This is a genomic window from Proteus sp. STS61-E, from assembly GCF_040932335.1.
Taxonomy (GTDB): domain Bacteria; phylum Pseudomonadota; class Gammaproteobacteria; order Enterobacterales; family Enterobacteriaceae; genus Proteus; species Proteus mirabilis_B.
Genome location: NZ_JBFQGE010000006.1, coordinates 60,759 through 86,193 on the forward strand (window position 1 = coordinate 60,759; position 25,435 = coordinate 86,193).

The 25,435-nt window shown below is 37.9% G+C and carries 28 protein-coding genes; 12 read left to right on the forward strand and 16 right to left on the reverse strand.

Annotated features, from left to right (window positions below):
- Positions 1-173 precede the first annotated feature (173 nt).
- A complete protein-coding gene (locus AB4J89_RS14055) occupies positions 174-800 on the reverse strand; it encodes a lysoplasmalogenase (RefSeq protein ID WP_194951748.1) in 627 nt (208 codons plus the stop codon).
- Between the two features lie 147 nt (positions 801-947).
- Here AB4J89_RS14055 and AB4J89_RS14060 point away from each other — a divergent pair, with 147 nt between their 5' ends.
- Complete coding sequence (locus AB4J89_RS14060; protein ID WP_311755429.1) at positions 948-1,334, forward strand: DUF2500 domain-containing protein; 387 nt, start codon at positions 948-950, stop codon at positions 1,332-1,334.
- Positions 1,335-1,408: 74 nt separating this feature from the next.
- Here the strand turns inward: AB4J89_RS14060 and AB4J89_RS14065 are convergent, their stop codons facing one another.
- Positions 1,409-1,711, reverse strand: coding sequence for a DUF1145 family protein (locus tag AB4J89_RS14065; protein WP_075672964.1), 303 nt, complete (start codon positions 1,709-1,711; stop codon positions 1,409-1,411).
- 17 nt (positions 1,712-1,728) lie between these two features.
- On the reverse strand, positions 1,729-2,313 hold the full coding sequence (rsmD, locus tag AB4J89_RS14070; protein WP_088493849.1) for a 16S rRNA (guanine(966)-N(2))-methyltransferase: 585 nt from the start codon (positions 2,311-2,313) through the stop codon (positions 1,729-1,731).
- A gap of 228 nt (positions 2,314-2,541) precedes the next feature.
- On the opposite strand from rsmD, the gene ftsY reads away from it, so the two are divergent.
- The 7 genes from ftsY to AB4J89_RS14105 all read left to right on the forward strand — a co-directional run bounded on the left by ftsY (position 2,542) and on the right by AB4J89_RS14105 (position 8,998).
- Positions 2,542-4,137: a signal recognition particle-docking protein FtsY gene (ftsY, locus tag AB4J89_RS14075; RefSeq protein ID WP_368469663.1), complete on the forward strand. Its 1,596-nt coding sequence runs from the start codon at positions 2,542-2,544 to the stop codon at positions 4,135-4,137.
- Positions 4,138-4,142: 5 nt separating this feature from the next.
- Positions 4,143-4,808 carry a cell division ATP-binding protein FtsE gene (gene ftsE / locus AB4J89_RS14080; protein ID WP_023583735.1) on the forward strand — a complete coding sequence of 222 codons (666 nt, stop codon included), beginning with the start codon at positions 4,143-4,145 and terminating at the stop codon, positions 4,806-4,808.
- Positions 4,801-5,778: a permease-like cell division protein FtsX gene (gene ftsX / locus AB4J89_RS14085; protein WP_194951752.1), complete on the forward strand. Its 978-nt coding sequence runs from the start codon at positions 4,801-4,803 to the stop codon at positions 5,776-5,778. The genes ftsE and ftsX overlap by 8 nt, the downstream gene beginning before the upstream one ends.
- 365 nt (positions 5,779-6,143) lie before the next feature.
- Positions 6,144-6,998: an RNA polymerase sigma factor RpoH gene (gene rpoH, locus AB4J89_RS14090; protein WP_023583733.1), complete on the forward strand. Its 855-nt coding sequence runs from the start codon at positions 6,144-6,146 to the stop codon at positions 6,996-6,998.
- 94 nt (positions 6,999-7,092) lie between these two features.
- Positions 7,093-8,256: a glycerate kinase gene (locus tag AB4J89_RS14095; RefSeq protein WP_088493846.1), complete on the forward strand. Its 1,164-nt coding sequence runs from the start codon at positions 7,093-7,095 to the stop codon at positions 8,254-8,256.
- Between the two features lie 209 nt (positions 8,257-8,465).
- Complete coding sequence (locus tag AB4J89_RS14100) at positions 8,466-8,723, forward strand: type II toxin-antitoxin system RelB/DinJ family antitoxin (protein ID WP_088493845.1); 258 nt, start codon at positions 8,466-8,468, stop codon at positions 8,721-8,723.
- Positions 8,723-8,998: a type II toxin-antitoxin system YafQ family toxin gene (locus AB4J89_RS14105; protein ID WP_088493844.1), complete on the forward strand. Its 276-nt coding sequence runs from the start codon at positions 8,723-8,725 to the stop codon at positions 8,996-8,998. The genes AB4J89_RS14100 and AB4J89_RS14105 overlap by 1 nt, the downstream gene beginning before the upstream one ends.
- A 130-nt stretch (positions 8,999-9,128) precedes the next feature.
- Here the strand turns inward: AB4J89_RS14105 and panM are convergent, their stop codons facing one another.
- Together panM and AB4J89_RS14115 are read right to left on the reverse strand one after the other, a co-directional pair.
- Positions 9,129-9,536 (reverse strand): aspartate 1-decarboxylase autocleavage activator PanM, encoded by a 408-nt coding sequence (gene panM / locus AB4J89_RS14110; protein ID WP_088493843.1) that lies wholly within the window; start codon positions 9,534-9,536, stop codon positions 9,129-9,131.
- An 11-nt stretch (positions 9,537-9,547) separates the two neighbouring features.
- Positions 9,548-10,735, reverse strand: a complete 1,188-nt coding sequence (locus AB4J89_RS14115) for an MFS transporter (protein WP_102949416.1) — start codon at positions 10,733-10,735, stop codon at positions 9,548-9,550.
- Between the two features lie 116 nt (positions 10,736-10,851).
- Here AB4J89_RS14115 and AB4J89_RS14120 point away from each other — a divergent pair, with 116 nt between their 5' ends.
- Positions 10,852-11,322 carry a MarR family winged helix-turn-helix transcriptional regulator gene (locus tag AB4J89_RS14120; protein WP_088493841.1) on the forward strand — a complete coding sequence of 157 codons (471 nt, stop codon included), beginning with the start codon at positions 10,852-10,854 and terminating at the stop codon, positions 11,320-11,322.
- A gap of 50 nt (positions 11,323-11,372) precedes the next feature.
- On the opposite strand, the gene AB4J89_RS14125 is transcribed toward AB4J89_RS14120, so the two are convergent.
- The 5 genes from AB4J89_RS14125 to ugpB form a co-directional block, all read right to left on the reverse strand.
- Positions 11,373-12,125 carry a M48 family metallopeptidase gene (locus AB4J89_RS14125; protein WP_088493840.1) on the reverse strand — a complete coding sequence of 251 codons (753 nt, stop codon included), beginning with the start codon at positions 12,123-12,125 and terminating at the stop codon, positions 11,373-11,375.
- A 495-nt stretch (positions 12,126-12,620) separates the two neighbouring features.
- A complete protein-coding gene (gene ugpC, locus AB4J89_RS14130) occupies positions 12,621-13,721 on the reverse strand; it encodes a sn-glycerol-3-phosphate ABC transporter ATP-binding protein UgpC (protein ID WP_088493839.1) in 1,101 nt (366 codons plus the stop codon).
- Between the two features lies 1 nt (position 13,722).
- Positions 13,723-14,571 (reverse strand): sn-glycerol-3-phosphate ABC transporter permease UgpE, encoded by an 849-nt coding sequence (gene ugpE / locus AB4J89_RS14135; RefSeq protein ID WP_088493838.1) that lies wholly within the window; start codon positions 14,569-14,571, stop codon positions 13,723-13,725.
- Positions 14,571-15,455 (reverse strand): sn-glycerol-3-phosphate ABC transporter permease UgpA, encoded by an 885-nt coding sequence (ugpA, locus tag AB4J89_RS14140; protein WP_088493837.1) that lies wholly within the window; start codon positions 15,453-15,455, stop codon positions 14,571-14,573. The genes ugpE and ugpA overlap by 1 nt, the downstream gene beginning before the upstream one ends.
- 62 nt (positions 15,456-15,517) lie before the next feature.
- Positions 15,518-16,825, reverse strand: coding sequence for a sn-glycerol-3-phosphate ABC transporter substrate-binding protein UgpB (ugpB, locus tag AB4J89_RS14145; RefSeq protein ID WP_194951762.1), 1,308 nt, complete (start codon positions 16,823-16,825; stop codon positions 15,518-15,520).
- Between the two features lie 174 nt (positions 16,826-16,999).
- Between ugpB and AB4J89_RS14150 the strand changes: the two genes are divergently transcribed.
- Together AB4J89_RS14150 and AB4J89_RS14155 are read left to right on the forward strand one after the other, a co-directional pair.
- Positions 17,000-17,734: a glycerophosphodiester phosphodiesterase family protein gene (locus tag AB4J89_RS14150; protein ID WP_088493835.1), complete on the forward strand. Its 735-nt coding sequence runs from the start codon at positions 17,000-17,002 to the stop codon at positions 17,732-17,734.
- Between the two features lie 323 nt (positions 17,735-18,057).
- Complete coding sequence (locus tag AB4J89_RS14155; RefSeq protein WP_088493834.1) at positions 18,058-19,005, forward strand: carbamate kinase family protein; 948 nt, start codon at positions 18,058-18,060, stop codon at positions 19,003-19,005.
- A gap of 95 nt (positions 19,006-19,100) precedes the next feature.
- On the opposite strand, the gene AB4J89_RS14160 is transcribed toward AB4J89_RS14155, so the two are convergent.
- The 3 genes from AB4J89_RS14160 to AB4J89_RS14170 all read right to left on the reverse strand — a co-directional run bounded on the left by AB4J89_RS14160 (position 19,101) and on the right by AB4J89_RS14170 (position 22,881).
- Positions 19,101-20,294, reverse strand: coding sequence for a cyanate transporter (locus AB4J89_RS14160; RefSeq protein WP_088493833.1), 1,194 nt, complete (start codon positions 20,292-20,294; stop codon positions 19,101-19,103).
- Positions 20,295-20,544: 250 nt separating this feature from the next.
- Positions 20,545-21,783 (reverse strand): hypothetical protein, encoded by a 1,239-nt coding sequence (locus tag AB4J89_RS14165; protein WP_368469672.1) that lies wholly within the window; start codon positions 21,781-21,783, stop codon positions 20,545-20,547.
- A 342-nt stretch (positions 21,784-22,125) separates the two neighbouring features.
- Positions 22,126-22,881 carry a hypothetical protein gene (locus AB4J89_RS14170; protein ID WP_368469674.1) on the reverse strand — a complete coding sequence of 252 codons (756 nt, stop codon included), beginning with the start codon at positions 22,879-22,881 and terminating at the stop codon, positions 22,126-22,128.
- 137 nt (positions 22,882-23,018) lie between these two features.
- Here AB4J89_RS14170 and AB4J89_RS14175 point away from each other — a divergent pair, with 137 nt between their 5' ends.
- The gene (locus AB4J89_RS14175; RefSeq protein WP_088493830.1) at positions 23,019-23,546 is read left to right on the forward strand and encodes an SMI1/KNR4 family protein; all 528 of its coding nucleotides are present in this window, start codon (positions 23,019-23,021) and stop codon (positions 23,544-23,546) included.
- A 4-nt stretch (positions 23,547-23,550) separates the two neighbouring features.
- On the opposite strand, the gene AB4J89_RS14180 is transcribed toward AB4J89_RS14175, so the two are convergent.
- The 3 genes from AB4J89_RS14180 to fis all read right to left on the reverse strand — a co-directional run bounded on the left by AB4J89_RS14180 (position 23,551) and on the right by fis (position 25,421).
- Positions 23,551-24,303: a DUF3307 domain-containing protein gene (locus AB4J89_RS14180; protein WP_368469676.1), complete on the reverse strand. Its 753-nt coding sequence runs from the start codon at positions 24,301-24,303 to the stop codon at positions 23,551-23,553.
- Positions 24,296-24,937, reverse strand: coding sequence for a hypothetical protein (locus tag AB4J89_RS14185; protein ID WP_368469678.1), 642 nt, complete (start codon positions 24,935-24,937; stop codon positions 24,296-24,298). The genes AB4J89_RS14180 and AB4J89_RS14185 overlap by 8 nt, the downstream gene beginning before the upstream one ends.
- A gap of 187 nt (positions 24,938-25,124) precedes the next feature.
- Positions 25,125-25,421 (reverse strand): DNA-binding transcriptional regulator Fis, encoded by a 297-nt coding sequence (fis, locus tag AB4J89_RS14190; RefSeq protein ID WP_004245342.1) that lies wholly within the window; start codon positions 25,419-25,421, stop codon positions 25,125-25,127.
- Between the last annotated feature and the right edge of the window lie 14 nt (positions 25,422-25,435).

Consider the following 25,435-nt stretch of genomic DNA (forward strand, 5'->3'; position numbering starts at 1 on the left):
TCTCCTTGTTCAACAAAGTAAAGTCTAAATTTATCTATCTGATAAGTACTTTACAGCTTGGAGTAGAGTCCAGAGTCAAGATACCGAAGGCATATTCATTGGCAAAAAGTGCGAATTAGGTCAAAAAATTAACCCCTTGATTTAAATGTTTAAAACAAGGGGCTGGATTTAAACTAAAGGAACAGAGCTCTGACAATAAAGAAATGGCCAATAAAATAACAGGCGCTGACAAGTCCTTTAGACGCTGAAAATGAGAAGCGGAAGCGGTTGATTAGCCATACTGAGTAAGCAATCACTAACAATAATGAGCCAATCATCACTGATAAGTTGTAATCATTACTTAAGTAGAAGAATTTTTCACCAGCAATCCAAAACATAGCAAATGCGGCTAGTAAAGTTAAAGAAGCTGGAATGGCTAATTTATCGAGCTTAGTCCAAACAATGGCTAGAATGATGATAAAAGCAAGAATCACGAACCCAAGTAAAGGAAGATAGAAAGAGAGTTGGAGTGGTAATAAAAAGCTCACCATATAAAGTATGTAGCTTAGAAAAACTAAGGCAAGAGAAGGTAGTAAATACTTACCATCAAACATTCTTAAAATATCAGAAAGCAAAGTCGCTAATAATGCACCTACAATTAGGTAACTATTAATATTGTGCTCGGGAACTTGCCATGCCCAGAGTAATAAAAGTAGTAGCGTGATAGGACGGAATAGCCATCGTTGCCAATTAGGACCTCGATATGCGGCGTCGATATAAAGCCATCCGGAGAATAATACGGCGAGAAAAGGCCAACTCATAATATCTTCCTTATATTCAGAACTGTTTTATTATTCATAACAGAAAGATTAATTTAAGAATAGCGGTTAATGACGAAACTGATGGACTTATTAAAATAATATAAAGCACACTGTTTTTTAATCCATATAACGATAGGAATTAATGTAATGAATAAAGCGGCTATTTTAGGAATTGCGGTACTGGTGATTATTATAGCGTCAGCAACTTATCGTTTCTTCGAACAAAGAAAACAGCGGATAAGTGACGATAATTCACCTGTTATACTCTATATGGTTGAAGTAATTGACAAAAAAGAAGTTGCAGCAAATGAACGGCGTTCAAGAGAAAATGATGTAAATGGCCCAGAAACAATACATTATTATCAAGTGACCTTTCGTTTAACCACTGATGATCGTAAAGACTTAGTGTTAAGAATGGATAAATCAGCTTATCAAGATATCGAACCTGAAATGAAAGGGCGTTTGTTTATGCAGGGTAGTCGTTTTGTAAAGTTTGAAACCGATATGCCAAGTGATGAGCCAAGTAATAAATAAGACCGAATATTTATTATTTGGCAACCTCTGGGGTTGATTATCGACCCCAGATAATTGCGAGGATATAACAATATTTACGGCTGTGGTTTAGTTTTATTCTTCTGTTTTTCTTCGTATTCTTTGCGCAATTCTTTTTGTATTTTTAACAGCTCAAAGATCCCAAAGAAGAAAATACGAAATTGTAATGCCGTTGATGGTTTTTGATCTTTAGGTTGTCCTGCTTTATACATAACAATTTGTAATCCATGCATAATCACCATAAAAATCAATGCAATATCCATAAAATATTTTAGAGGCTTAGGAAATGGGGAAATAATATTTAAAAACAGAAAGCCCCAAACACCGACCATTAAAAATCGGCCAAAAAAGATTAACATAGCAGCTCCATAAAAAATTAAGCAGATAAACTGCGAATATAAAGACGATACGCGACTTGCCCTGCGATCTTTTCTCTATGTAATGTCCAATGAGTCGGAATTGTATAAGTCTGTGCTTTAACTTCTTCCTCAATATAAATATAGCAATCTTGCGCTAACCAACCGTTATTTTCTAATAATTGGATAGTGTCTGACAACATGCCTTTATGAAAAGGAGGATCTAAAAAAACGACATTATAAGGCGAACCTTGTTTAACAAGATATGACAATGCACTGTCTTGAATGACATGCCCATTCTCGGCATTAAGTAAGGTTAAATTTGCGGTAATTTGTTGGGCAACTGCACGTTCATATTCGATAAACGTGGTTTCAAGAGCATAGCGAGAAAGGGCTTCAATGCCTAAACCACCGCTTCCTGCAAAACAGTCAAGGCAACGGGCATTTTGGATAACGGGCATTAGCCAATTAAAGAGCGTTTCTTTTACTCTATCCGTTGTTGGTCGTAATCCTTGGCTATCGAGAACCGGAAGTTTACGACCACGCCATTTTCCCCCAATTATTCTGATTTGTCCCATTGGGGCTTTTTGTGGTTTTTTGGCCATATTATTTTGATTTATATCGTTTAAACGTGAGTTTTGGAGTGTCTTTTGGAATAAGGAATTCGTGTCTGTTGTTATCTTGATGACTTCCCTTGATTTAATCCGGAATAATTTACCATAAAATTCGTATAAAAGATGCGTTTATCCATGATCAAATGATAGACTTCATTATTATTTTCAATATCGTCAATGTAATCGCGCCATGATTTAGTGCGAGGAGTTTAGTAGCTAATGGCAAAAGAAAAAAAAGGTTTTTTCTCGTGGCTCGGTTTTGGGCGTAACAAAGAAGAAAATATTGAGCAAGAGAAAGAACAGCAACGCTTAGAAGAAGAGCGTTTAGAACAAGAACGTTTGGCAAAAGAAGCCCAAGAAGATGCGGCTCGCCAAGCGCAATTACAAGCAGAGCAAGAACGTTTAGAAGCAGAGCGCCAAGAAGCGCAACGTGTTGTGCAAGATAGATTGGCACAAGAGGCTGAAAAACAACGTTTAGAGCAAGAACAAGCCCAGCGACAAGCAGAAATAGATGCAGAGCAAGCGCGTCTAGAGGCAGAACATGCAGAACAAGCTCGTTTAGCTCAAGAAGCACAAGCCCAACGCCTTGCGCAAGAAGAAGCTCAGCGTCAAGCTGAACTTCAAGCGGAGCAAGAACGTTTAGCTCAAGAAGCCGAAGCCCAACGCCTTGCGCAAGAAGAAGCTCAGCGCCAAGCTGAACTTCAAGCGGAGCAAGAACGTTTAGAAGCAGAGCGCCTAGAGCAAGAACGCTTGGCTCAAGAGGCCGAAGCTCAACGTTTAGCGCAAGAAGAGGAAAACGAACGTCTCGCTATTGCGCAAGCAGAAGCTGAAGATATTGAATCTTTACGCGAAGAAGTGCTGGCAGATAAAGTTGTTGAACAAGAGAAACCTAAAAAAGAAGGTTTCTTTAGCCGACTGAAAAAAGGCTTACTGAAAACTCGCCAAAACTTAGGTTCAGGATTCCTTGGTCTATTTCGTGGTAAGAAAATTGATGATGAGCTGTTTGAAGAGTTAGAAGAGCAACTCTTAATTGCTGATGTGGGCATGGAAACCACAACTAAAATCATCACTAGTCTGACTAAACACGCTACTCATAAAGATCTTAAAGATGCTGAAGCCCTTTACGGTAAATTACGTGAAGAGATGGGCGATATTTTAAGTAAAGTTGATAAACCATTAAATATTGAAGGTAAAAAACCTTTTGTTATTTTAATGGTTGGTGTTAACGGTGTTGGTAAAACAACCACAATCGGAAAATTAGCGCGACAATACCAAGCTGAAGGTAAATCTGTCATGTTAGCTGCGGGTGATACATTCCGTGCGGCAGCGGTTGAACAGTTACAAGTTTGGGGTGAGCGTAATAATATCCCTGTTGTGGCACAACATACTGGCGCTGATCCTGCATCTGTTATTTTTGATGCGATTCAATCAGCCCAAGCAAAAGGTGTCGATGTTCTTATTGCTGATACCGCAGGACGATTGCAGAATAAATCCCATTTAATGGAAGAGCTGAAAAAAATCGTTCGTGTTATGAAGAAATTAGACGAAGAAGCACCACATGAAGTGATGCTGACGTTAGATGCAAGTACCGGACAAAATGCAGTTAGTCAGGCAAAACTCTTTAATGAAACAGTTGGGCTAACTGGATTAACATTGACTAAACTCGATGGTACAGCAAAAGGGGGCGTTATCTTCTCCATTGCTGATCAGTTTAGTATTCCTATCCGTTATATCGGGATAGGTGAAGGTATTGAAGATCTACGTCCGTTTAAGGCCGACGATTTTATTGAGGCTCTGTTTGCCCGCGAGGAGTAGTTTTAATGATCCGCTTCGAACACGTCAGCAAGGCTTATTTAGGTGGAAGACAAGCATTACAGGGGGTTGATTTTCATCTTCGCCCTGGTGAAATGGCTTTTTTAACGGGTCACTCTGGTGCCGGTAAAAGTACATTGCTTAAGTTAATTTGTGGAATAGAACGCCCAAGTGATGGTGCTATTTGGTTTGCTGGTCACGATATCAGTAGACTAAAAAATAGTGAGATCCCTTTTCTGCGTCGTCAAATTGGGATGATCTTCCAAGATCACCACTTATTGATGGACAGAACGGTTTATGACAACGTTTCTCTTCCCCTGATTATTGCTGGCGCGAGTGAAGAGGATATTCGGCGAAGAGTTTCCGCTGCTTTAGATAAAGTGGGGCTATTGGATAAAGCTAAAAATTATCCTATTCAACTCTCTGGTGGTGAACAACAGCGTGTCGGTATTGCGCGCGCTGTTGTGAATAAACCGACTGTTTTACTCGCAGATGAACCAACAGGTAACCTTGATGGCGAGCTTTCAGAAGGTATTATGCGCCTTTTTGAAGAGTTCAACCGTGTTGGCGTAACCGTGTTAATGGCGACGCACGATATGTCGCTGATAGAACGTAGAAATTATCGCATTCTTACATTAGGGCAAGGCAGAATGGTGGGAGGACAAAATGGCTAAAGCAAAAAGTTCCCGTAAATCAATGCCAACGCCGGGTGCAAAAACCAAGGCGCTAAAAGGGGGAAGACGCGAACAGTGGCGTTATGCATGGCGTAACACGATGGCAGATTTTTTACGCCAACCGCTCTCCTCTTTTTTAACGGTAATGGTTGTCGCGATATCTCTTACCTTGCCTAGCATCTTTTATATTGTGTGGAAGAATGTCTCAACAGCGGCAGAACAATGGTATCCAACACCACAATTAACTGTTTATCTCGATAAATCACTTGATGATTCATTAGCTGAAGCCACAATCAAAAAAATTGAAGCCTTAGAAAAAGTCGAAGGTGTTAACTACCTTTCACGACAAGATTCGCTGGTGGAATTTCGTTCTTGGGCTGGCTTTAGTAGTGCGTTAGATATGTTAGAAGAAAATCCATTACCTGCTGTGGCGATTGTGACACCCGTTATGGAGCCTAGCGATCAACAATTAATGGTAAATCTGCGTGATACAGTAGCGAAAATACCTGGTGTTGATGAAGTCAGAATGGATGATAGCTGGTTTTCTCGGCTTTCAACGTTAACGTCATTAGTTGGGCAAATTGCCTTGGTGATTGGTACATTGATGGTTGTTGCTTTGTTACTGGTGATTGGTAACAGTGTGCGTCTCAATATTTTCAGTCGCCGTGACACCATTAATGTGATGAAGCTAATTGGTGCAACTGACGGCTTTATTATGCGTCCTTTCCTTAATTGGGGATTAATTCTAGGCTTTATTGGCGCTGTATTTGCTCTGATTTTTTCAGCTTTACTGGTGTGGAAACTCTCTGATGTAGTTACTCAAGCCGCGACCGTGTTTGGGACTTCATTTTCTATTTCAGGATTAGGTTTTGATGAATCTATCATTCTTATTCTTGTTGCTATGACAATTGGTTGGCTTGCTGCATGGTTGACGACAATGCAACATTTACGTCAATTCACACCAGAATAATCAATTAGAGCACTTTTGTACTTATCCTCTAAATAATGAGAAGATATTTTTTATCAGGCTGGGTTACGTTAATATCGTCACCCAGCCATTTTATCAACGCCCCGTCTCTGGCATAATAATGCGCGCACTCTTTTCTACGGTAAGGCAACTGTCATATTTGCTTCAGTGATAGAAAAGTACAAAGATATGTAAACATAGATGCGAGATGAACCTTTAGTCTTTATGCTGGTCGAATAGTCGTTATGATAAAAATACATCGTAAAAAACCTTCACTGACTTCCTATTTAAGCTATATTTAGAAGGCTCATCTACTTTCCCTTACAGCGATAATTTTAATTATTTATTTGATTTTCATGAGGATTTGAATGACAAAAGAAATGCAATCCTTAGCATTGGTTCCGCAAGGCAGCATCGAAGCGTATATACGTGCAGCCAATTCCTATCCGATGTTAACCGCAGAGGAAGAAAAGGAACTCGCTGAACGGCTGCATTACGATGGTGACTTGGATGCGGCAAGAACGCTTATCCTTTCACATCTGCGCTTCGTTATTCATGTTGCTCGCAGCTATTCAGGTTATGGCTTACCACAAGCAGATCTTATCCAAGAAGGTAATATTGGTTTGATGAAAGCGGTTCGTCGTTTTAACCCAGAAGTGGGTGTTCGACTAGTCTCTTTTGCTGTGCATTGGATCAAAGCTGAAATTCACGAATATGTGCTACGTAACTGGCGTATCGTGAAAGTGGCGACCACAAAATCACAACGTAAACTGTTTTTTAACCTGCGAAAAAATAAAAAGCGTTTAGGTTGGTTTAATCAAGATGAAGTGGAACTTGTTGCAAGAGAATTAGGCGTATCAGAAAGTGATGTCCGAGAAATGGAGTCACGAATGTCAGCACAAGATATGGCATTTGATATGACGGCTGATGATAGTGATGATTCACATCCTATCGCCCCTGTACTCTTCTTAGAAGATAAATCTTCTGACTTTGCCGACGGCATCGAAGAAGATAACTGGGATAATCATGCAACGGATAAACTAACATCAGCAATTGAAACCCTTGATGAACGTAGCCAAGATATTATTCGTGCTCGTTGGTTAGATGATGATAACAAATCGACATTGCAAGACTTGGCGACAAAATACGGTGTTTCTGCTGAACGTGTTCGCCAATTAGAAAAAAATGCGATGAAGAAATTGCGTTTAGCGATTGAAGATTAATCACATTTCAGACCAAGCACACTCTCTCATAAAGTAGAGTATGTTATAAAAGCGATATGAAAATATCGCTTTTTTATTGCTTGGAGAAAAGAATGTGAAAATAGTTATCGCCCCTGATTCTTTTAAAGAAAGTTTAAGTGCAAAAGATGTTGCGATGGCAATAAAACAGGGTTTTTCACGTTATTTACCCAATGCGCAATATTGTTGTATTCCTATGGCTGATGGTGGCGAAGGAACGGTGACATCGCTGGTGGATGCAACGCAAGGCCGTTTTATATCGACACAAGTGTGTTCACCTTTAGGTAAACAAGTGACTGCAACTTGGGGGCTTTTAGGGGATAACACCACTGCCGTGATTGAAATGGCACAAGCTTCTGGTCTTCATCTTATTCCTTCATCTCAACGCAATCCCAATTTAACGACCAGTTATGGTACGGGTGAATTAATTAATGCTGCACTAGAAATGGGCGTTAAAAAAATCATATTGGGATTAGGTGGAAGTGCTACAAATGACGCGGGTGCAGGAATGATGCAAGCGCTTGGTCTAGGTCTTAAAGATAAGTTTGGTACATCTCTGCCTTTTGGGGGACTTGCCTTAGCACAACTTCACTCTATCGATATGACAGCCCTTAATCCTAAACTAAAAAATGTTGAAATTGAGATTGCCTGCGATGTAACAAATCCGTTGTGTGGAGAAAGAGGGGCATCCACTATTTTTGGTCCTCAAAAAGGAGCGACTAAAGACGATATTACGCAACTTGATAACGCATTACATCATTTTGGTACTTATCTTGAGAAAATGACGCAACGTAGTCTTATCAATATTGTAGGAAGTGGTGCTGCAGGTGGATTGGCTTTACCTTTGCTTGCATTTACGCAAGCAACACTTTCTCAAGGTGTTGAATTGGTGGCTAATGCTGTTGAATTAGAAAAACAGTTAATTGATGCGGATTTGGTAATAACTGGTGAAGGTCGAATGGATAGCCAATCGGCACAAGGTAAAACTCCAACGGGCGTAGCCTTGCTCGCAAAAAAATACCATCTTCCTGTCATTGCTTTGGTTGGTGGTTATTTACCTGATTATGATGTAGTTCATCAGCAGGGTATTGATGCTGTTTTCTCTATTGTGCCGGGTGTTTCTACACTGGCTGATGCTCTTCATAATGCGCAAAAGAATCTTAGTGAGACGGCTTATAATGTGGCTAGACTTTATACTATTCGTTCTCGTCATACTTCAAGTTGTAGCGTTGTTGACTAATATTCACTCGCACTAGTCACATACTTATGTATGCTCCTAGCAGAACGGCTGACACACTAGATTCAGCGACAGGAGCAGAATCGAAGTCGGGATTTCTGTATCGGTTTCTAATGTTAAGAATGTTGATTTGTGACCACAATGGGTGCACAATAACTGTAATTTAACAGGAGTTTCGGTATTAACTCCTGATTATTTGGGAGGTTATTACTATGATAGCTGATGCCACAGTTAAAGCCCGGATCCCGCAGGATGTTAAAGACCGTGCGGTACAGGCACTTGAAAAGATGGGACTGAATACTTCGGATGTGATCCGTATGGTCATGATACGTGTTGCTGACGAGGGTAAACTTCCTTTTGAGGTAAAAACACCGAATAAAAAAACGCAAATCGCCATGTCTGAATTAGATTCAGGAAAAGGTCAGCATTTTGATTCTGTTGATGATCTTTTTGATGATTTGGGTATCTGATGCTTATCCCTGTACAGTCCAGTGCCTTTAAGTCGGATGTAAAGAGACAAAAGAAACGCGGTAAGGATATGGGGAAGTTAAAAACACTTATTGAATTACTGGTTAATGAGGACAATATACCACCGGAGTATGTTGACCATCCTTTGTCAGGGAACTGGCGGGGGTACCGTGATGCTCATATTGAAGGTGACTGGTTACTGATTTATAAGGTTGATGGTGATGAATTAAGGCTTGCCAGAACTGGTACGCATCAAGACATTTTTAGTAATTATTAACGCTCCTCTGAGAGCGTTTTTTGTTCTCAGGAGAAGCCACAAACAAGTTTGCGAGTTGCAGATCGGCAGGCGTGATACCAACATAGCGATTTATTCGCTTGTTGTTGAATTATTTAGAGTAAGAACACTGTCAAATATTTAGGGTATAAATATTTGACAGTGGTGATGCACTAAATTGATGGTGTGCTAAAAAAGCATGAGCAATATCATACCCGCTTTCTTCCGCTGATAAGCTTATTGCCTGCCAATGGTGAATATCAGGATAGGCAGATAAGCATTGTGTCAGTAAATAATGTCCAACACCGCGACGGCGTGTTACTTCTCTTACCATAAAATCAGAGATAACAGCTTTCTCATTCGATAATTTCACCCAGCAAGCGGCTAACAATCGTTCGTTAAATCTTGCCACAAAGAGTACATTCTCGTTGCTGATCTCATTTTTTAGGGCTGATTGATAACGTGCATCTTGCCAAATTTTGCCTAAATCAATACGGTCTTGTTCAGAGGGCTGTGTCAGTTTTTCAATGGTCAGTTTCATTAAATATCCTGTTAGTTTGCAGTTTGTTTTTTTTCTTTTAATGAAGACATTAAGGTCTTAATGGTGAAACACAATGCCAAACTCGTTAAGATCACACAAGAATAAAAGACATATTCATAATTATTGCCAGTCACAAAATAGACTGAAATCATAGGTCCCGCAGCCATTCCACAATAACGAATAAAGTTATAAATCCCCATTGCCGTTGCTCTCATCGAGCCAAAATAACTTGCCAATAATGTCGTGTGCGTTGGCATGGTTAAACCTAAAGAAAACCCATATAACACGGTTAAACCAAGCATTATCGGTAGTGAGATTTGCCAAAGTAGTGCAAATAACATCAACATAATCAAATTGATACAAGAGGTGAATATCACTCCATATTCAACACTAAATAGATGGCAAACTTTACGATAGAAATAGCTACCTAAAATAAGTGCAATCGACATTGGTACATATAATCCGCCAATTTCAGTACTGTTTAATTGATAGAGGTGAAAGGCAATCAAGGGTAAAAATACCAAGAGGCAAAAATAGTTATAAAACACCATAAAACTTATTACAAAAACGGATTTACCCGCAGGTGCAGTGAGCACTTGTTGCATTGCAGATAAGCTTTTAAAGGGATCTTTTTGCTCAGGACGTGTTTCTGGTAAATAAAAGAGATGGGTAATAAGCAATATGACACCTATAACCGCCAAGAAAATAAAGATGCCTTGATATTGGTAGTGTTGCGCTAAATATCCCCCTAATAAAGGACCACAAGCCGGCGCTAGCGCTAATAGCATTTGATACGATCCCATTGCTTTAGCACGATCGTTTCCTTGATAAAGATCGCCAAGAATAGTGGCGGCAACCACAGGGATAGCGGCGATACCTATAGCTTGGATCACACGCCAAAAAATTAATAAATTTATAGAATCAGACCAAACACAACCCAATGCACCCACAATAGAAACAGCTAATCCACTGAGTAAAATCGGTTTTCTTCCCCATTTATCAATCAATGAACCATAAAATAGTTGCATAACAGCCATCGCAAAAGTAAATGCAGATACCGTTAAATTAACCAATGATAACGTGGTATTAAATTGCTGCTGGACCAAGGGAAGTACAGGGGTATAGATATTTTGTGCCAAAGAGCCTAATAGTGCGCTAAAGCAAATAAGATAAAACAGACTGCGGATTGATAATTTCATTATATTGCCTCTCATTATTTTTGTTTCCATGGAAACAAAATAGATAATAGCGATATTTTGATTGTTGTAAATACTTTTGGTACTATTTTATAAAATATTTTTTCCAAGGAAACAAAATGGCAAAAGAGAGTGTAACAACACAAGATTTACTAAAAGGGTTAAGTGATTTTTTGCATCTTAAAGATGAGCGCACAGATAGCAGCCATAAAAAAGTATTAGAAGAGAATGGGTTAGATAATTATTCACTTACTGAACTGCATGTGATCCATTGTATTGGTGAAGAGAGTATGAGAAATCTCACAACCATCAGTGAATATATGTCTATGACACGAGGGGCTGTCTCAAAAATTTGTAGTCGCCTACAAAAGAAAGGAGCTATTGAAAAAATAAAGTTAGCAGATAATCAAAAAGAAATATTTTTTATCTTAACTGCTGAGGGAGAGCGTCTTTTTCATGCTCATGAGGTGTTGCATCAACAATCTCAAGCAAAATGGTCTGCACTATTTGAGCAATATGATCAGCAAGAAAAACAGGCAATTAAACGCTTTTTTAGCGATGTTGTGGATAGTTTTCGTCAGTCGCAATAAATAAACCTGAAAAGAAAACCCCCATACCATGAGATATAGGGGCAAGATAATTATTTCTTATCTTCAGCGATGCGATTACGCATATTATCCGCACGCTCTTTTGATGGTGGGTGAGAAGAGAACATACTTGATTCTCCGCCACCTAATTTAGCGAGCTTATCAAAAGCTGTGACTAAACCAGCAGTATTCACACCGCGTTTTTTCAGCAGATCGTAAGAGAAATTATCAGCTTCTGATTCTTGATGTTGAGAGAACTGGGCGTTAATTAATTTTTGACCCATTTCTGCTAATTGAGAGCTACTTAATTGTGCCGCTACGCCACCTGCTGATGCCGCTGCTGTACGTGCAGCAACTGTTGCGTGAGCAACTTGGATTGCTTTACGAGTATGACCTAAGGCAACGTGACCCATTTCATGACCTAAAACGCCTTCTACTTCGTTATCTGTCATCAGATCCATTAAGCCACTGTAAACACGCACACAACCGTTAGCCATTGCCCATGCATTCACTTCTTTATCCATATAAACTTTATAGTTTACAGGTGTACCATTAACTTCATTACCTAATGCTTTAGCGATGTTATTTAAGCGTTTGGTGTAGTTGCTATTTGCAGGAGCAACTTTATTTTGTGCATCCATTTCTTTACAAGCATCATTCGTTAACGCTTTGATATCGTCATCACTTAATGTCGCTGCTTGGAAAAGTTGAGTTCCTGATTTGGTCAGCATATCCGTATTCATGTTTTGGCAACCAGAAAGTAGCGCTGCTGATACCATCACCGTAGCAAGTAATTTAATTTTCATTTTTAATTAAGTCCTTTTCTGCTTTGCAGTTTATATAATTGCAGATTAAATTCGAGCAGAAGAATAACAGCGCTTATCTATCGGTGCAATATAAGCATTTTATGTGAGAAATATTATCTCAATATATATTCTTCGGTTTTCAGTAGAATTGAATTATTTTTTATCTCCTTAATAGAAAATAAAAAATGAATTAATAATTTTAACTTCTTTAAATTTAAGAGAATTAATTGATAAGTTAAACTTGGAAAGGTAAGTTTTCTTGATATAAATATTATATACATCATTTAATTGTACTTACTTTAAGAGTGAGTGATCTTGTTTTTAATTTATTTGGAATAATATAAAAGCAACAGTCTGTTTAGATATAGTTTTTATTTGTTTAATTCTGACAAATTTTATATTTTTAATATTTATTGCTTAATGGTAAATAAATAGCGACGTTTAAAACATCGCTATTCAGATTAAACCGAAAATGAATCAAGCGATATCAGCACGTTATGACACCATTAATTCACTGATGAGCATAAAAGGGCGATTAATACGCTTCCCTGATTGTTGATTAAAGAAATGAAGATTTTCTGGGTGAATGGTAAGACCTATTCTATTACCAACTTTCACACCATGATCGTTTGGTGCACGAATAACGAGTGGTTGTTTCTGTTTATCGCAAGTAGTGGCATAAATCAAAACATCTGCACCAAGTGCTTCAATAAATTCCACATCAACATGAAAAAGAGGATGTTGATGACTAATAATCAAATGTTCAGGACGTAAACCCAATTTAATAGCTTGATAAGAAAAATGCTGAGATGAAACGGCAATATGCCCATCAGCGACTTCAATCACACCATGATTAATCGGAGTATCTAAGATATTCATTGCTGGCGAGCCCATAAATGTAGCTACAAACACAGAGGCTGGGCTTTCATAAATATCTAAGGGTGTGCCTACTTGCTCTATATTTCCTTGATTTAAAACCACCAGCTTATCGGCTAATGTCATTGCTTCCACTTGATCGTGTGTTACATAAATAGAGGTTGTGGAGAGTTTTCGCTGTAATTTTTTGATCTCCAGACGCATCTGTACCCGTAATTTAGCATCAAGGTTAGATAGAGGTTCATCAAATAAAAAGACTTTAGGATCACGAACGATGGCTCTTCCCATTGCGACACGTTGGCGTTGCCCACCTGAAAGCTCTTTAGGTTTTCTATTAAGCAAATGGCTGATTTCTAGCATTTGGGCGGCATTGGTAACGAGTTCTTCAATCTTTGCTTTGGGTGTTTTTCGATTACGTAAACCATATGCCATATTGTTATAGACCGACATATGAGGGTAAAGAGCATAGTTTTGAAACACCATGGCAATATCACGTTCACTAGGTTCATGCTCATTAACCCGTAAATTATCAATAAATAAATCACCTTGTGTAATGGTTTCTAACCCTGCAATCATTCGCAGTAAAGTCGATTTACCACAACCACTTGGGCCGACTAACACCACCATTTCACCTTGCTCAATAGAAAGATTTAATTTTGAAATAGCTTGATGACCATTTGGATAACACTTTTCTAAATTTGTGAGAGTGACGGTTGTCATGTTATTTCTCCGTATCAATAAAGCCTTTTACAAAGGCTCTTTGCATCAAAATGACAATAAGGACGGGAGGCAACATTGCAATTAACGTGGTTGCCATGATCTTATTCCACTCAACAACACCATCAGAAACCGCAACCATCTGTTTAATGCCCATGACAATGGTGTAGTAGTGAGTATCGGTTGTGATCAACATTGGCCAAAGATATTGGTTCCAGCCATAAATAAAAGTGATAACAAATAAGGCGGCTATATTGGTGCGAGAAAGAGGAAGTAAGATGGTGAAAAAGAATTTAATAGGGCCTGCTCCATCAATTTTAGCGGCTTCAATTAATTCAGGAGTGATAGTAAGAAAAAATTGGCGGAATAAAAAAGTGGCTGTGGCGCTAGCAATTAATGGAATAGTTAAACCTGCATAAGAGTTCAACATATTGAGATTAGTGACAACCTCAAATGTAGGCATAATGCGAACTTCAACAGGTAGCATTAACGTAAAAAAGATAGTCCAAAAGGCGAGCATTCTTCCCGGAAAACGAAAAAAAACGACGGCGTATGCCGATAAAATCGAGATTGTTAATTTCCCTATGGTGATAACTAACGCCATAATCAATGAATTCAATAACATGCTGTTAATTGATATGGCGCTATTTTGTGTGGTTCCTGCCTGTGAAAATATCGATTTAAAAATATTGAAGCCTTCAGTGCCGAACCAAAGAGGAGAGCCAGTAGCAAATTCAGTGTTTTGATGTGTTGTTGCCACAAGTGCAATCCAGACAGGGAATGCAACAGAGAGAATGCCGACAATAAGAACAAAGTGGCAAAAAGCATGAAATAAAGGTCTATGTTCAACCATCAGTAAGCCACCTTTTTCTCAACATAGCGAAATTGAATAATGGTTAAGATCGCGACAATAAACATCAAAATAACGGATTGTGCGGCGGAAGAGCCTAAATCTAATCCCACAAAACCATCGTTATAGACCTTATAAACCAGTGTTGATGTGCTACTTCCGGGGCCACCTTGTGTCATCGCGTGAATAATGGCGAAAGTATCAAAGAAGGCATAAGCAAAATTAACCACGAGTAAGAAAAAGGTGGTAGGAGAAATTAAAGGAAAACTGATCGTTATAAAGCGCTTAATCGGACCACTACCATCGATAGCCGCCGCTTCTAAAAGCGATTTAGGTACAGATTGTAAGGCGGCGAGAAAAAACAGAAAGTTATAACTCACTTGTTTCCATGTTGCCGTTAAAATCACCATCCACATAGCATGATGTGTATTAAGTACAGGGTCCCAATTAATGCCTATTTTCTTTAATTGTTGGCTTAATACGCCAATCGTGGGATCAAGCATAAATAACCAAAGAAAGCCTGCAATAACTGGCGCAATGGCATAGGGTGAAATTAAAATGGTGCGATAAAAAAGTTTACCTCGCAAAATTTGTTCGGCAATGCCAGCCAAAACCAGCGCTGATAACATAGATAAAAATACAACGCTGGTACTGAAAATAAGCGTCGTGATCAAACTATCAAAATAATAACGATTGCTAAAAAGTCGCTGAAAATTTTCAAAGCCAACAAATTCTCGACTCAGTCCAAATGCATCTTCTAATTGAAATGACTGAAAAAAAGCTTGCCCAGCTGGCCAAATAAAAAAGATAAGTGTGATAGCCAATTGAGGAAAAATCAGCGCTAGAGGTAACCATTTTTGTTTGAAATAAATGGATTGAGAAGCCATACAATATCCAGTAAATCGATAAAAATAGAAGGCGAGCTATTTTGCTCGCCTAATACAAGTGACTATTGTTGAGTACGTTCAAAACGGCGTAACTGCTCATTTCCTCGTGTAACCGCATTATCTAACGCAACTTGAGCACTCTGTTTTCCTGACCACACTTTCTCTAACTCTTCATCAACGATTTCTCGAGTTTGTAGGAAATTACCAAAGCGTAATCCTTTTGAGTTTGCAGTAGGCTCTGAGGTTGTCATTTGTAATATTGCAGTGTCAGCCCCCGGATTTTGCTGATAAAAACCCTGTTGCTGTGTTAATGCATAAGCCGCTTTAGTAACTGGCAAATAACCCGTTGCTTGGTGCCAATCGGCTTGAACTTCAGGACTTGAAAGATAGGTGAAAAATTTGGCAACACCGTTATATTCGGCATCTGGTCGCCCAGACATAACCCATAATGATGCCCCGCCAATAATGGTATTTGCTGGTTTTTGTACAAGAGTATCGTCGTAAGGCAATTGGCTAACGCCAATATCAAGACCTTTCATGTTCTCTTTAATACCCGCAAAGCCCGCGGATGATTCCATCACCATGGCACACTCTTGGGTATAAAATAGAGGCATTGCATCTGATTGGCGTCCACCATATTTGAAAATACCGGATTTCGACCAATCTGCCATTTGTTGAATATGCGCGACGAAAGGTGCCTTATTAAATAAGAAGGTGGTATCAAAACCATCGAAACCGTTATTTTTTGTCGCTATAGGTAAATTATTGCGTGCGCCAAAGTTTTCGATTTGTGTCCACGATTGCCATGTAGTGGTAAATCCACATTTAACACCAGAATCGAGCAGCTTTTGAGACACGGTTTCCATCTCTTTCCATGTCTTTGGTGGTTGTTCTATGCCTGCTTTTTTAAAGAGTGTTTTGTTGTAGTAAAGCACCGGAGTCGAACTATTAAATGGCAACGACATCATTTTGCCGTCGCTGGTGGTGTAATAACCCGTGACAGTTGATAAATAACTATTAGGATCAAAAGGCTCGTTAGTTTTTTCCATTAATTGATAAACAGGAAAAACAGCTTTTTTAGCCCCCATCATACTGGCTGTACCCACTTCAAATACTTGCACGATAGCGGGTTGGTTTTTAGCACGAAATGAAGCCACAGCACTGGTCATCGTTTCAGCGTAAGTGCCTTTATAAACAGGTTTTATCTCATATTCAGATTGACTGGCGTTAAAATCAGAGGCGATTTGATTGACTTTCTGACCAAGCGCGCCTCCCATTGCATGCCACCATTCAATTTGTGTTTTTGCGTGTGTAGGAGAAGTAAATAACGCCATCGCAACAGCAAGACCTGTTATTGATTTTATCGACATGCAGAATTTCCTTTTTAATCGAAAGTTAAAGGTGCAATCTAATCTGTGAATTACCCTAGATGTTATTTATGACAAATGGGTGACAATTAAATGAAGATATATTGATGGCATGACTGTCAAATTGCTGTCATAAATGGTTGTCATGATGTCGGCACAAATGAAAAGGAGAGAGAAATGAAGATAGCTGCTCACCGAGGTTTTTCTGGAAAAGCCCCTGAAAATACACTGGCTGCGTTTAAAATGGCGATTGATTTCGGATGCGAATGGATTGAAACGGATGTGCAATTAACCGCGGATCATGTTCCTGTGCTTATTCATGATAAAACAGTTAATCGTTGCACGAATGGGCAAGGTGCTGTGCGTTTTCATACCTTAGACGATTTACATCGCCTTGATGCAGGAAGTTGGTTTAGTTCACTCTATCAAGGTGAGAAAATTCCTTCTTTAAGACAAGGATTGCAGCTCATTAAGCGTTCAGGAACAAAGCTTAATATTGAGCTGAAAACGTGGCCCGATGATGATGTTGAGCGTTTATGTTTAGCGGTTTCTGACATGATAAAAAGTGCAGATATTCCGAATGAGCAAATTCTATTTTCTTCTTTTGATACACATGCTCTTATCGTTATGAAACGATATTTGCCTTTTATTCGTAGAGGGCAATTATGGGATGAGATCCCTGATAATGCGCTAGAAACGCTAAAAGCAATTGATGGTTTTAGCGTGCATTGTAATTATAAGTACCTTACGCAAGAACAAGCGCAATGGTTAAAACAAGCAGGCTATGAAATTTATTGTTATACCCCGAATGATCCTGAAGAGGTGAAAGATTTTGAGCAATGGGGTGTTGATATGCTAATTACTGATATGCCTGATGTTTATCAACCGGATGTTTATCAAATAGCAAAATGAAAAAGTACTAACTATCCCACTTATTTGTACTGAATAAGGCGTTATTGATGTGTTTGATGACGCCTCTCATCTCCTTTCTTCCTTATTCCATTTACAGAAATTAAATAAGAGGATCGTTGAGTAATAGGTGTTTTATTTACATTCTCTGCTATTATCCTGCGCAATTAATGAATAGATATTGTTCAACACAATAATGTTTATCTCATTAAAAATAAAAATGGGGAAAATGGTTAGCGAATATGGCGACCTTATCAACCCAACCTCTAAGAGTAGAGGCGTGTTATTTCTACTTTAATTGCCAATAATATAATTGAGAGTGAAATATGAAAGAACTCGTTGTTGTTGCCATTGGAGGCAACAGTATTATTAAAGACAATGCTAGCCAGTCTATCGCTCATCAAGAACAAGCAGTACAAGAGGTTGCAGCCCATATTAGTGATATGGTGGCTGAAGGGTATAATATTGTTTTAACACATGGTAATGGGCCACAAGTAGGGCTTGATTTACGTCGCGCTGAAGTGGCACATGTGCAAGAAGGTTTACCGTTAACACCATTAGCCAATTGTGTTGCAGATACACAAGGCGGTATTGGTTATTTAATACAACAAGCGTTAACGAATAAGCTTCGTGTTCAACATAATAAACAAGCAATCACCCTTATTACACAAGTTGAAGTCGATAAAAACGATCCAAATTTTGTTTCTCCAACAAAACCTATTGGTGCATTTTTCTCAGAACAAGAGATGCTGCAATTAAAGCAAGAAAATCCTCAATGGCATTTTGTTGAAGACTCAGGTCGTGGTTATCGCCGTGTTGTTGCCTCTCCAATCCCACAACATGTTATTGAATCTAAGGCAATTAAATCACTATCAGAATGTGGCTATGTTGTGATTGCGGTAGGCGGTGGCGGTATTCCAGTTATCAAAAATGAACATGGCAATTACCAAAGTGTTGATGCAGTTATTGATAAAGATCTGTCATCGACATTGCTCGCAAAAGAATTACATGCAGATATTCTTATTATCACAACGGGTGTTGAAAAAGTCTGTATTCATTTCGGTAAACCAGAACAAAAAGCATTAGGTGAAACGTCGGTTGAAGAAATGACACAATATATGCATGAAGGGCATTTCCCTCCGGGCAGCATGCTTCCTAAAATTGAAGCTAGTCTCTCATTTTTAGCTGCTGGTGGAAAAAGAGTGATTATCACAACGCCAGAAAAATTGGCTTCAGCCTTAAAAGGTGAAACCGGAACACATATCGTTGCTTAATTATCTCCATCAGTAATATTCGATTATCTCTTTAATAAGCGCCTTATCTGTAAAAAGTAAGGCGCTTATTTTATATGAGTCTTAAATATAGGGCGTTATTGCGTAGGATGATTTGCGGGATAGGCTTTCGCATAATGACGAGGATTTAATCGTGCAAATAATCCTATAGTCACAATTACTAAAATGGCATGAAATGCCCATGCATAAGTAAAACTTCCATCAGGCTGGCGTAATAGCACTGCAATTAATGGGCCGAAAGCAGCAATAATAAAGCCACCGCCTTGCATTAATGCTGACAGAGCACCAGCTTGTGCTGGATCAGGAATATGATCGAGAGCGACAATCATCATCATGGAAAAACATCCCCCCAAACCACAGCCTAAGAAAATACTCCAAAGATAAGGGGCACTCATCGGAATAGTCATGATTGCGCCGAAACCGATAAATTGGCTTATTAATGTTATCGTAAGCCAAAAACGCCTGTCGTGATTTTTAGCTGCTAAGAAAGGAATAATTAAAGCGGCAGAAGCTTGGAAAAGAGAAAGAATAGCGACAAGTGAGCCACTTTGGGCGCTTGGCATTCCTAAAGATTGGTAGAATGGCGCTAACCATGTCACAACAGAGGCATAACCTGCATTAACGCAACCAAATCCTAAGATAAGCAATCCTGTTCTAGGACGCCAAATTAAGGCATTTAGTGATATTTTATTTGCAGATGAGGCACTGTTTTGAATTGAAAAAAGAATAGCGATAAATGCAAAGCCTGCGGGGAGAGCAAACCACGCTAAAGCGCTTTGCCAATGTCCATAATTCGCAGTAAGAAGAGGGGATAATTGCGCCCCGAGTGCGCCTCCACCCATTAGCATAGCGGAATATAAACCCATCATGATAGGCGTTCGATTTCCAAACCACCCTTTAATAATGCCGGGAAATACTGCTTGAATATAGGCGACGCTTAAACCACAAAAGAGTGCTGTCAGTAATAGCTGGTTGCCATCAGAAACATAAGCTCGAGAAAAAGAGCCCATCAGAAGCATTAGCATTGCGACTAAAAGCCCTTTACGTACTTGAATATAAGGCTGTAAGAAGGGAACGATTAATGCGCCTATTCCCATTAAAAGCATGGGTAATAGTGTGAGTAATGAGACTTGGCTATAACTCATTCCTGTTGAAGCAATAATATTGTCAATAACAGGACCGGGACCCGTTAAGAAAGGGCGTAAATTTATCCCAACTAAAATAATAGTGAGGACAATCTGCCATGTTTTTTTTCTTGGTAAGGCAGTCATTGTAATTCCCTGATAAACATAAATATTGTCTATTGTATAGACAATATCTGTATAAACAAATGGCTATATTAATAATTTAGGTTTTATTTACTGCAATTGAATGTGGGCTAGATGCATTGTTAGGAACATCAACTCAGAATATTGGTAGCGTATCTAATCGAAGATAAAGAGGCTCAATCATAAAATAAGGCAATGCACAGATTTAAAATATGTGCACTGCCTTAATAAGAAAACGAGAAAATAACGATGGTTATGAAAGACAGCTAAATTCACGAATAAGTTGCGCTATTTTTTCTGCGCCTTTATTCGATTGAGTCAGTGTAATGGTATAAATTTCGTTATTTTTATCAGTAATAACAATCTCTTTAGAAATTTTTCCTTTTACAATTACATTCTCAATATCATCATAAGGAAGGTAAAAGGAGTCATATAATTTACTTAAAACGCAGTAAACGCCATCTTCAGTTAAGACAACGCCGTGATCACCTTTACCAAAAACCGTTTCATCAAAATAGTAACGAATATCATTTTTATTGAATAAAGGCTCACCCAATACATTCATGGCTTTTTGAAAGAAGTGGGTGATTTTTTTATTATCTAAATCACTATGATGATAAAAATGCTGGTCTTTATTAGTTTCAAATTCAGTGACTTTAGCAAGAGACATATAGGTCACTTCAGGTAACTCTGGTGATGTGGTGTTTTGCTGTTTAGGTGTGAGATTGCCTGCAACAGATGCAGTCATCGCGCCAGCCCCCGGCAATATCGAGGTTGTGGTAGTGGTAATTGTTCTGGAGACTTCACGAGTGTAATTACTGACAATAGTGTCACCACGTACATAGCCTGAGACGTTTTGGGTAACTCGGATAGGTGATGTCGTTGTGCTGATCACGGTTCTAAAGGCTGAACGTACCGCAGAAACAATGGTGATAATTAATATGGCGATAAGAGGCGCAGAGATCCACATTAATGAAAGTTTAAAGAGTTGGTCTTTGGTTGATGAAGCTTGTTTTTTTAATCGATTATTGTAGTTAAATGCGACAACAACATAAATAAGCCCCGCGATTATACGAGGAATATAATTAACTTCATGGCGAGTTGCTAAGAAATCAATTAAGGGATAAGCCAAGCAAGCATAGAGAATGATGCTAAAAATAGCTTCAGGGAAAAGACTTTTTATACTGTCTACTGCTTTAGCAATATTATAGATTATCCAGCCAATCAGGATAATCGGGCCAATAAAAGGAATAATGCTGGCAATAATAATGATCAAAAAGCCTTTTAATATTCCCCATACTATCTCTGATGCATGACCTTCAGAAATAAGAAAATAGATAAAATAGGCAGCGGACGAAAACATGATAATAGGTAGAGTAATAAATGAAAACTCTGGCGCGATAAAGCTAGGTGCCCCTATTAATAGCATGATATAAAAACAGATATTTTTTGATTCATTATTGGAATAGTCAATTTCTGAATTGCTAGACATTATAGTACCTAAGGGGAGGATAATAATGGCAAAGATAATACATGATATTGGCTTTTAATAGATACTGTTTAATTACGTATTTTTTAAACCATGATTTAAGTAATAAATATCTAATATAAATAAAATATAATTTTTATTATTTGAAAATTATAGGTGATAAATATTTTTAATAACATAACAGAGATAAAATGTGAGTCATGACTTTATATCACTGATTATTCTCTGTATATCTTATAAAAGATAATGCTAATTATAACTAATTGATAAAGATAAACATTGCCTGTTATTAAAGGAATGTTTATCTAAATAGAATATTGATGCCAGTGTTAGGCTTAGGTGATTTTACGGTTGAGTCTCACCTATATAACTCAATTTCCACTGTTTTATTTGGCTTTGGGGGTTAATTAATGTGAATTCATAGTGTTCAAAATGAGAAAGCACTTTTTTAAATTCAACCGTCGCTTTATCTAAATCCCATGTTTTAGGGAAATAAAAACCATCAAAAGAAATATTTTCTAATCTTGCAATAAATTGATGGATAAACTCATCAAATCCACCATAAGTTAGTGCGATTTTTCCACTCCAATTAATGTGATAAGTGTTATTTTGTTGACGCTGGAAGTGAATTTGATGATTTTTACACTCATCATGTCCTAATAAATAAATACTGAATGCGGAGATTTCTGTTGGCTCATCCTCATCCTCAGAATGATTTATTTGTGGTGCAGTATCAAGATTAAATTGGTGCGTGATAAAATTGTCAAAATCAAAAGGAACTTCGCCTGTACTCAGTAAAATACCTTTTTCATCTGACCAAAATGTTGAAGAGAGAGTGCAACGATGATAATTATCCCAGACAATCCTAGATTGCCAATCAACAAGACTGGTATATTCTTCCTCATCATCTAGCTCATCTTCATCTATATCATCAGGATAATCCTTACCTTCACTTAAATAGTAGCTGGCACTTCTAAGATGCAGATCAAACCAAAGTTGGCCATGTTTATCTAATCGCCCAGACCAGACAAATTCTTCAATGTTATGAGGTTTAGGGTAAGCGCTATCAATAAATGTAATGGTATGTGAAGGTGTTGTCATGATTATCGTCTTGTTGGTATCGGATTTTTATCACGTATCTAGAGTGATAGAAATTAGCGAAGTTATGATAAAAATAAGGTAAAGATAAAATACCATAAATTGAGCGATAAAATGGAAATCAAATCAGAGAGGATAGAATGTTAACAACATTAAATCAGTGGCTACCAATACCTTTATGTCAGATAGAACGAGGAGAAGATAAGGAATGGCTGCTTATTGATAATCGATACACCTTTCCTCAAGACTATATTGAATTTGTCACGCAATATGGTTCAGGGCACATAGCCAATTTTATTACGTTATTTAATCCATTTAGTGAGAATGAATATCTTAATTTCTTTCAGCAAAAAGAGGCAATCCTTAAGGATTTTGATTCGTTAATACAGGACGATCCTGATTATTATACTTTTCATCTGTACCCTAAAGATAATGGACTTTTGCCTATTGGAGTGACAGATAATGGAGATACTCTGTTTTGGGTTGTTTCATCCAATGATAGCAGTTTATGGACAATAGCAATTATTCCATCCAGAGCCTCTGAAGTAGAATTTATTGCAGAAAATCTGACAGGGTTTTTAGAAGGAGTGCTATCAAAACGAATCCGTTGTCAGTCATTTCCAGCAGGGTTTCCATCAGAGAATATAACGTTTATTTCAGACAGTTGATGGGTTATTTGCCTATGGGTAATTGAGTTACCAGGTATGTTATGGCAAGCCCAGTAAGGATGGAGATGCTAAAGCTAATAAGTGTACCCAACATAACATATTCTGTTAGTTTTTTATCTTGGTCATTTTGTAACTCACCAAATCTAAATATAGATTTGGCTGCTAATAAAAAACCAATTGCTGCAAATTGGTTTAAAAGAATGAAAGTTAAAATAAGCATTCTTTCCAAATAACCAATAGATTGACCAGCAGAAACGAGTGTTGAGCCTTCTTCTGCGACAGGTGTCCATTTTTTGAGTAACATATAAATAAGGATGGAAATCGGCTTTAAAATAATGATGTAGGAAAGAATAACAATCAAATATTTATAGTTAATGTTTTTAAAACTAAGATCATGGAATATCTGAGTATTTTGATCAATCAATATTATCCATAAAAAGGTAATTACGAATAAATGAAGAGCTTGATCAGTAATAAACCATCTTAAAGAGTTATCAGTATAGGATTTTCCAAGATCAAAAAGATAGTGTGTTATTAATACAGTTACACTGTAAATAAAAATAGAACCAAAACTTAGCTCCGTCATTAAAACTAGAATAATAAAGGTTATCCCACCTTGCAGTAGCGAGTGCAAGTAAAGCTCTTTAGATTTGTAATGTAGAGTATTTCGCGCTTCTATCCATGCTTTAGGTTGTAAATAAAAATCAAAAGCAATATGAGCAATATAGAGAGAAATAAGAAGTGTGAAATTATACATATAAATAAGCCTTGTTAATTAAATAATTAAAGTATTGAATATATTCATCTATTAACTGGTAGTGGCTAGCATTTAATAATCTAGTAATATTACTTCTCGATTTTTTTAATTCATCAGCGATAGCATAGTGAGATTTATCTTTATTGACCATGTATTTAAGTAAAACTTGCGCTTGTGCTCGAGTAATTTCTTTGAGTTGTATATTTAAATACTTAGTGACTAAGGTAATATTTTGTTGAAAGTCTGAGCTAGATGCCGATATTGTCAAAATTTCACCTTTCATTTTATCGAGTCCTTCGCCAGATAAAATAAAGGCCTCGCCAATTGAGGTTCTTACATCATTACGCAATGAGTCAATTTTGCCGATGCCAATACTTTGACGAGCACTGATTTCTAGATTTGACGTTTTTAGTGCTAATTGGATGACGATAGCGACTTTGATAGCATCCCCTGCTTGTAAGCAAACAATCTGGAAAGAATCACCGCGGTATCGATCATATTTAATGGGTAACTGTTCTGAGAGTAATTGAACTGTCTGCTCCAAAGTGTAGAGCATAAGGTCATAGTTTGGGACGGGGATATTTTTAGAATCGATAATATCGCCTGTAATGACACTTACGATGTCTTTATTCATCTTTTGGCTCTTATGGTTTTATGGGAGGAGTATCATGTTACCAAATTTGGTAACATATCACTATGTTACCAAATTTGGTAACATGCACATTAACTTTATAGAGAAAGTATGAAAAATAAGCAACAAAAAAGCCTTTTCTGGAAAACCAGAAAAGGCTTTTTATAAAAATAGACTTAACTGACTAGGATCAGTTCATGCCGTATTTTTTCAGTTTCTTACGCAGTGTGCCGCGGTTAATGCCCATCATTTGCGCTGCACGCGTTTGGTTGCCACGGGTGTACTGCATTACCATGTCCAACAATGGCTGTTCAACTTCAGCCAATACTAGCTCATATAAGTCATTAACATCTTGACCGTTTAATTGAGCAAAATAGTTCTTCAGTGCTTGTTTAACTGAGTCACGTAAAGGTTTTTGGGTCACCTGATCTTGTGAATTTACGGTGGCAACTGTTAGTACGTCTGAATTTACGCGTTGTTCGAACATAGTTCTGTCAGCTC